Annotated in this window: 7 protein-coding genes; 4 read left to right on the forward strand and 3 right to left on the reverse strand. The window is 29.4% G+C overall.

What is annotated here, in order from left to right:
• Window positions 1–103: 103 nt before the first annotated feature.
• Window positions 104–964 carry an MBL fold metallo-hydrolase gene (locus U9R42_13405; GenBank protein ID MEA3497017.1) on the reverse strand — a complete coding sequence of 287 codons (861 nt, stop codon included), beginning with the start codon at window positions 962–964 and terminating at the stop codon, window positions 104–106.
• A gap of 255 nt (window positions 965–1,219) precedes the next feature.
• Between U9R42_13405 and U9R42_13410 the strand changes: the two genes are divergently transcribed.
• From U9R42_13410 to U9R42_13420, 3 genes are all read left to right on the forward strand, one after another.
• Window positions 1,220–1,648 (forward strand): response regulator, encoded by a 429-nt coding sequence (locus tag U9R42_13410; protein MEA3497018.1) that lies wholly within the window; start codon window positions 1,220–1,222, stop codon window positions 1,646–1,648.
• Window positions 1,649–1,898: 250 nt separating this feature from the next.
• Window positions 1,899–2,288, forward strand: coding sequence for a DUF3127 domain-containing protein (locus tag U9R42_13415; GenBank protein ID MEA3497019.1), 390 nt, complete (start codon window positions 1,899–1,901; stop codon window positions 2,286–2,288).
• A 32-nt stretch (window positions 2,289–2,320) separates the two neighbouring features.
• On the forward strand, window positions 2,321–3,391 hold the full coding sequence (locus U9R42_13420; protein ID MEA3497020.1) for a VanZ family protein: 1,071 nt from the start codon (window positions 2,321–2,323) through the stop codon (window positions 3,389–3,391).
• Window positions 3,392–4,025: 634 nt separating this feature from the next.
• Here the strand turns inward: U9R42_13420 and U9R42_13425 are convergent.
• Together U9R42_13425 and U9R42_13430 are read right to left on the reverse strand one after the other, a co-directional pair.
• Complete coding sequence (locus U9R42_13425) at window positions 4,026–4,907, reverse strand: radical SAM protein (GenBank protein ID MEA3497021.1); 882 nt, start codon at window positions 4,905–4,907, stop codon at window positions 4,026–4,028.
• Window positions 4,908–5,083: 176 nt separating this feature from the next.
• On the reverse strand, window positions 5,084–6,373 hold the full coding sequence (locus tag U9R42_13430; protein ID MEA3497022.1) for a hypothetical protein: 1,290 nt from the start codon (window positions 6,371–6,373) through the stop codon (window positions 5,084–5,086).
• A gap of 514 nt (window positions 6,374–6,887) precedes the next feature.
• Between U9R42_13430 and U9R42_13435 the strand changes: the two genes are divergently transcribed.
• Window positions 6,888–7,634 (forward strand): hypothetical protein, encoded by a 747-nt coding sequence (locus tag U9R42_13435; protein MEA3497023.1) that lies wholly within the window; start codon window positions 6,888–6,890, stop codon window positions 7,632–7,634.
• The last annotated feature ends 313 nt before the right edge of the window (window positions 7,635–7,947 follow it).

Here is a 7,947-nt window from a genome sequence, read left to right on the forward strand (position 1 = left end):
GTGAATTAGTGGCAAAAAAAGATAGCCACGAATACACTAATGAATTATTCGTGAATTAGTGGCAAAAAAAATAAAGCCACGAATACTCGAATGAATATATTTATTACACAAACTGCTTATTTCCAATAAACTCTTGAAGCGTTAATTTCTTATTTAATCTTGGTCCTTTGGGTGTGTCTTTTACCGTACAGCATTCTGTATAATTATCATGTTCAAAAAAGAATGTATGATTTTCGTTTACAGCTTTTTGTAAAAATTCTGTTTTTTCATTCAATGTTAATAATGGTCGTGTATCATAGCTCATTATGTAGGGTAGAGGAATGTGTCCTGTTGAAGGTAAAAGGTCAGCAGTATAAATTAGAGTTCTTCCATTAAAATCAATGTAGGGAATTATTTGTCCGTCAGTGTGTCCGTTAAAAATTTTAATATGTAATCCTGGAAATAATTCTTGCTCTTTATCAATAAGTTTCAATTGATTATGTTCTTGCATCGGTAAAAGGTTTTCTTTTAAAAAAGAAGCTTTTTCTCTACCGTTTGGGTTTAATGCCCAATCCCATTGTGCTTTACTTACCCAATAAGTTGCATTTTTAAACAATGGTTCAAATCCATCATTATTTTCTTTTTTGATTATTCCACCTCCTGCATGGTCAAAGTGCAAATGTGTTAACAAATTATCAGTAATGTCATCAACTGAAAATCCATGTTTTGCTAGTGATTTTTCTAAAGTATCATCTCCGTGTGGGAAATAATGACTGAAGAATTTTTTGCTTTGCTTATTTCCCATTCCGTTGTCAATGAGTATTTTTCTGTCTCCAATAACAACAAGCAAGCATCTCATTGCCCAGCTACAAAGATTGTTTTCATCGGCAGGGTTGGTTTTATTCCAAATTACTTTAGGAACAACACCAAACATTGCTCCGCCATCAAGTTTAAAATATCCTGTATTTATTGAGTATAGTTCCATAGTTTACGTTTTTGCAAAAATACAATAATGTATTTATAGAACCCACCTAAAGTGAACTAAAGTTAAAATTATAAGAACGAAATAATTTTCTAATATTAAGAAAAAATATCTATTTTTGAAAATTATTAAAAATGATGTTTTTGAATTATATGGCTATAATTAACACATGTTTATATATATTTTAATGGTATTATAATTGTCGTTTTTGTAGTTACTTAAACAATAAAAATAAATACATTTTGAAAATTTTACCAAATGAAAAAATCAAAATCTAAAAAATCCCCTCCCAAATTTATTTATAGATGGGTTGACAAGAAAATACTTATTGTAGAAGATTTAGAGGTTAACCACATGCTGATTGATAGAATATTGCAAAGAACAAGTGCAAATTTGATTTGGGCTATGGATGGGGAAGAAGCTGTAGAACTTTGTCAACAACATAATGACATTGATTTAGTACTTATGGATATTCGTTTACCAAAAATGAATGGATATGAAGCAACAAAAAGAATAAGAAAATTTAGAAATGATTTACCAATAATAGCTCAGACTGCCTATGTGATGGAAAATAATAAACATAAAGTAATAGATGCAGGTTGTAATGACCTTATTACTAAACCAATAGATAAAAATATTTTACTTGATAAAGTTCATAAATATATTATGAAAAATAATAAAATGTAAAAATCTTAGTATTCAATATTTAGTGCCTCTAAGAAAACTATCAAATTTTGCAGAGTTTTCTTAGAGACACTATTTAAAAATCCTATTTTATAATTGAGTGAAAATTACAAATAATTTTAATTACGGAAATTAAATAAAACTTTTTGGAAATACAATTTAGAATGCTAAATTTGTAGAAATTTTAACAGGCAGTCCGTATTCAGAAGTCGGATTTGTTACCGGCTTCTGAGTACATTAAAAAACAAAAAAAATGAAATTTGAACTAAGTGGAAAAATAATTGTTATAAACGACACAAAACAAATCAGTGATAAATTCAAAAAGAGAGAATTTGTTATTTTACGTAAAGAAATGGTTAGCTCAATGGAGTTTACTGATTACATTAAGTTTCAACTAATACAAGATAAATGCAATCTTATTGATTCTTATAAAGTTAATGATGAAGTAAAGGTCTCTTTTAACATAAGAGGGAACAAATGGGAAAGAGATGGAAATGTAAATTATTTTACAAATCTAGATGCATGGAGATTAGAAAAAGCTGGTGAAAGTGAAAATCCTCCTCCGCCTCCTCCAATGCAAGAACAAGATGATGTTTATGTAAGTAATAATACAGAAACAGAGGATGATGACTTACCGTTTTAGTCTGAAAATTAAATAACAACATTAATTTTAGAATGATTACTGTAAACAAAAAATGGGGAAATACATTTGGAATCTTTTTCCTATTTATTATTGTGTTAATATTTTTAGCATATTTTGATAAATTGCCTGATACAGGAGATGGAATTAATGACTTTTTTGGACATTTCATTTTATATGGATTACTTGGAATACTTGCTCATAGGGCAATACAAAGAAAACATCTTTTATTTTTTCCATTAGCAATTTTAGTTGTAATTGCTTTTACAACAATCGAAGAGTTTATTCAACTTTTATCGCCTAACAGAAATTTTAATCCTCTTGATATTGTTGCTAATATTTCAGGTTTGTTATTTTTTTACTTTTTTGATTTTTTAATATTTAAAATTAAAAGTAATGAAAAAATTGAAAGTGATTATAAGGAGTATTTCACAAAGATTGGAAGTAAAGGGAAAACTGCCATTGTTTTTGGAGGTACAGGTTTGGTAGGAGCGGAGCTAATTAAAAAACTTATCAAAGACGACAGTTACAAAGAAATTAGGACTTTCTCAAGAAGAGAACTGTCTATAACAAATCCAAAAATAAATGAAATTCATTCTGATGTTTTAAACATGAATGGTCAGTACGATTTAATAAAAGGCGATGATCTTTTCTTTTGTATCGGTACAACAATAAAAAAAGCACAAAGCAAAGAAAATTTTAATAAAGTAGATTATATTTTACCTGTACGAATTGCAAAAATTGCTTCTGATAACAAGGTTGCTAATTTCATAGCGATTTCATCACTTGGTTCTGAGCGATATACAAATAATTTTTACCTATCAACCAAACGTAAAATGGAACAAGATGTTCAACAATTTAAATTTGAAAAAACTGCCTTTATAAAGCCTTCATTGTTGTTAGGAGAAAGAGAGGAGTTTAGGTTTCTTGAAAAAGTTTCTAAAATATTTTTAAAAATAGCAAAGCCTTTCTTAATAGGAAAATCTGAAAAATATAAAGCAATAAATTCTGAAGTGGTAGCCCGTGCAATGATAAGAATTGCAAACACAAAATCGGATAAAAAATACTACGAATCAGATGAGCTACAAATTATTGGTAAAGATTAAAATCTAAGACAGTCCTCAGTAAGCAGTCTTCAGTCCTCAGTCTCCAGTCTCCAGTAAGCAGTCTTCAGTCCGCAGTCCCTCAATCGCGATGCGATATAACCAATTATCTAATTGGATAGATCTTCACGACAAACAGAAGACGTGTAGTCAAAAACAGTCCTCAGTCTCCAGTAGGTAGCCAAATTACCAATCCTGAAATTTCCAATATAATAATTTGAGTTTTTACCTTATAATTTCTCCTCAAGGAGAAAAAACAAAAGAGGTAAAACAGATATTTTTTACAACAGAAAATCCTTAACCCCCATTTTACAATTTCCTTTGCTACAGACTAAGGATAAATTGGAAAAAAAACTTGAAAAAGCACTTAAATTGGGGATTTCTTTAATAACAGATAATCAATAGGTAGCAGCTTTAGTTAGATGATAGTCTTCAGTAAGCAGTCTTCAGTCCTCAGTAAGCAGTTGGTTTAGAAGGTGGTTCGTAGTAATTAGTATTTACGATTTATATTTAATAACTATGAGCCAAAAGCTAACAACTCACATCTCACAACTCACCTCTCACCTCTCACCTCTCACCTCTCACATCTCACAACTCACCTCTCACCTCTCATCTCTCACATCTCACCTCTCACCTCTCACAACCCCCTCTGCCATTCATCTCTTAGTCTCGCTTCATTAGGCTCTGAAATTGCATTATTTATTAGATTCAATAATTTATCTTTATCACGTGAGAGTATTCCTTTTAAAACCAAATAGTTTGATGCGTGATCTGACCTGAAAACACTTTTATCAAGTTCAGTATGTTCTAATAAAATTTTCATTTCTTGCAAAAGCTCTACAACATTCATTATTTGATAATTACCTTTAAAACGCTTTTCAAAATGTTTTTCGCCATACGGGAAACTTAAAACAAGAGTAGAGAAATATTCAGGATTAATTTTGTTCAATAGTTTTGCGGAATTAATTGCATGTTGATTGCTGTATTTTTTGCCACCTAATCCATTTAATATCATTACCGAGCTTTTTATTCCTGCATTTTTTGCTTTCAATATTCCTCTAACAGTAGAATCAAATGTTTCATTTTTATTAACCAATTTGAGCAATTCATCATCACCTGATTCTATTCCAACATAAATTAGCTTCAATCCGGAATTAGATATTTCCTTAAGCTCTTTATCTGTCTTGCTTAGGATATCATTTGGTAGGGCATAAGCAGAGATTCTTCTTACCTTTGGGAAACTTTTATTTATCAACCCCAGTATCCATAGCATCTTCTTTGAATTCAAAACCATAGCATTTCCATCAGCAAGAAATATTTTTTTTGTATCAGGATACAATTTTGAGGCTTCAATTATCTCTTTTTCAATAAGGTTATCGGCTTTTATTGAAAACTTTTTTGATGAATACATTTCACAAAAAGCACATTTATTCCAAGAACAGCCTAAGGTTATTTGAAAAATTAATGAATAAGCCTCACTTGGTGGACGGAATAGTGGTTCATCATAATTTAGAAGCATAAAGTGTTTTTAAAATGTTTTTTTTAGATAACAAAGATACAAAAAAGTATAGGGTGGAATTTTGACTAAATAAAAATAATAGTAATCTAAAAGAACTAAAATACAAACTCCAAACAAAAAAAAGGCTGACAGAACATTCCATCAGCCTTTTTAAATTAAGGGAGGCTCTATATTTTTTATCCAATTTCAATTTTACTTAATAATTGAATATCATTTATATCACTGTAATCATATTGATACAATCCATCAGAACCTATCATTAAAAGGACATTATTAAATGGGATTACATCAAAAGCATTTATTCCCGGATATTCAATAATAATTTGGATATCGTAAGGGTTAGTAACATTTAATATTTTAAGTCCTGCATCTCCATCACAAATAAACAAAGTTTTGTTATCAATTCCAAGCCCGTATGGGCTTTCTAGTTGGTATGTATTTATCGAAGAAGGGTAAGTAATATTACTAATATCAATTATATCTAATTGGTCGCTAAATCCCCCACAAGAACTTCCTGACCTAACTGTAACATAAGCATAATTACCTTCAACAACAACAGGATCACAAGCAGTAGCATGATCAAATGATGAAACATAAGTTGGAGTTAATGGATTGCTAAGGCTATAAATTAGCATTCCTGTTGTGGAACCGATGAAGAGATAATTTTGATAAACAAATAATGTTTCAATATTTCTGCTGGTTGATAATGATTGATTTGTATTAGATGGATTCTCAGGTTGACTAATGTCATAAATTTCTACTTGAAAGTTGTGAATTATATATAAATAATTGCTGAATGTTATAAAACGAGCTGTTGAACCGGCTTTACCTATTGCATCTCCTGAGTAATTATAACCTACTTCAGTATCACTTTTTGCACCCAAAACACTCATACCACCACCACTATTTCGTGGATAATTGTCGGTTTCAATTTTTTCAGTAATTTCTTTAACTTCCCATTCTGTTACTATTCCTTTTTTGCTATCATATTGAGCAACAGGATAATCGGAGTCATAACCGTTGTACTTATATTCAAAAGCATCTTCTATTCGTTTTGTAACTGTTACGTTAGTAATATCAGAAATATCCATTGCAACAAGGTCGGTATAACTGTCGGCATATAATATATTTCCTACTATTGAAATATCCACACATCCCGGAACTTTTATGAAAGCAATATTCTTAGGATTTGAAGGGTATTCATTATCAATAACATGAATTCCCTTATATTTTTCTACAACAAAAATATAATTTGATTTGAAAAATAGTTTTCCCGGATCTTTTAGGGCTTGTGGATTTTCTACTTTAATTGCCGAGCGTAATTCGGCAAATGTCATGTATGTTACGGGAATATTTGCAGTATAAGTATGTTTTATGTACGACATATCCTCACAACTCGTAGAAATGAGCATTATTACTACTGTAAAACTTAATACAGAAAGTAAGTTTTTAAGAGTCTTTTTCATAAGTTAAATTTTTTAGATTATCATTTTTTTTATTTATCACTTATGTGATGTTTATTGCTTGTAATTGGTTGCGTTTCAAATTCTGTTCATACTTCAAATTTAAGAAAAAGATATTTAAAAGACAAGACCTTATACTAAACCGCTATTAAGATGCTGATTAAGAAAATAAATTATTTTTGTTTTGTTATTCTTCACAAAATTCTTGCATAGCTGTGGCTACGGAATAATTTTTTGAATAAAAACAGGGCGAAAAGAAATGTTTTATTTTCAGTATCTTGATGGCAGTTTAGTATTAGGTTAAGGATGCGATTGAATTTGAATGGAAGGAGGATTGAGGTTTCTACTTTCGATAAAATTATGAAGATTAAAAAATAATAACCATTGATTGCTAAGTGAATATTTTTAGCCTAAAAATTGTTTTCCTTTTAAAAATTTGTTACGCAACTTTAAATTATTTTATTCATCTTTGTATCCAAGTAATAATTGTTAAGGGAGTTTTTAAGTAATAATAAATATGAAATATTTTTTTAAGCTAATTATATTTGTTTTTTTAACTTTTGTAAGTTTTTCATTATTTTCACAAAACAAAACAGAAGATATTATTAAGCTCAAGAATGGCAATATTTTTAGAGGAAAAATTATAGAAAAAGATTCGAATATTATAAAAATTGAAACAAGAGCAATGAATACTCTTGTTTTTAATAAAAATGAAATTTTAGAAGTTTCAAAAATAAATATTCAACCTATTAGTAATTTAAAAAACTATGGTTATTCTTTTTCTGTCAAACTTGGTTCTTTATCAGGGAATTCAAATTATTACGGTATGGACAACGCTTTTACAATACAATTTGTAAATGCTTATAGTTTCTCAAATAGGTTAAGTTGTGCTATTACTACAGGATTAGAAGTTTATGATAAAGCAACTGTTCCTTTAATGGCAAGTTTCAGTTTTGATATTTTGGATAATGATTTAACTCCTTTTGTTTATTGCGATGGTGGTTATTCCTTTTCGTTATCACCATCAGGAAATGGTTATGAGTATTACTCTTACGATTACAAGTACAAAGGTGGTTATGTGATAAATCCGGGTGTAGGTATGAAAAAATATTTTAATAATAATACTGCATTTGTTTTAAGCATAGGCTATAGAAATCAAAAACTAAGGCAAATAAGAACCTATAAATTTGAACCCTTCACAGTTAACGAAATAATTGATATTTACAATAGAATTTCAATTCACTTGGGACTGATTTTTATGTAAATAGTGTCTCTTAGAAAACTCTGCATAATTAGATTCCTATCTTTTTGCAATATTTTTATCTTTCTCAACTCACTGATGCTAAGGCATCGCTTCGTCTCAAAAAATAAAAATCTCACTTGCCTGATGGCAAAGGCAGGTAAAAAATCTTAGAAATCATAAAATTTGACAGTTTTCTTAGAGGCACTAACTCAAGTTTCGCATAATAATTCTTTATGCTAACATATTTATTATCTGACTGTTATATTATGTATTTTTTCTTAGTGCAACTTTGTGCCTTTGTGTCTTTGTGGCAAGACATTGATAATTAGCCACG

The organism is Bacteroidota bacterium (assembly GCA_034723125.1).
GTDB lineage: Bacteria > Bacteroidota > Bacteroidia > CAILMK01 > JAAYUY01 > JAYEOP01.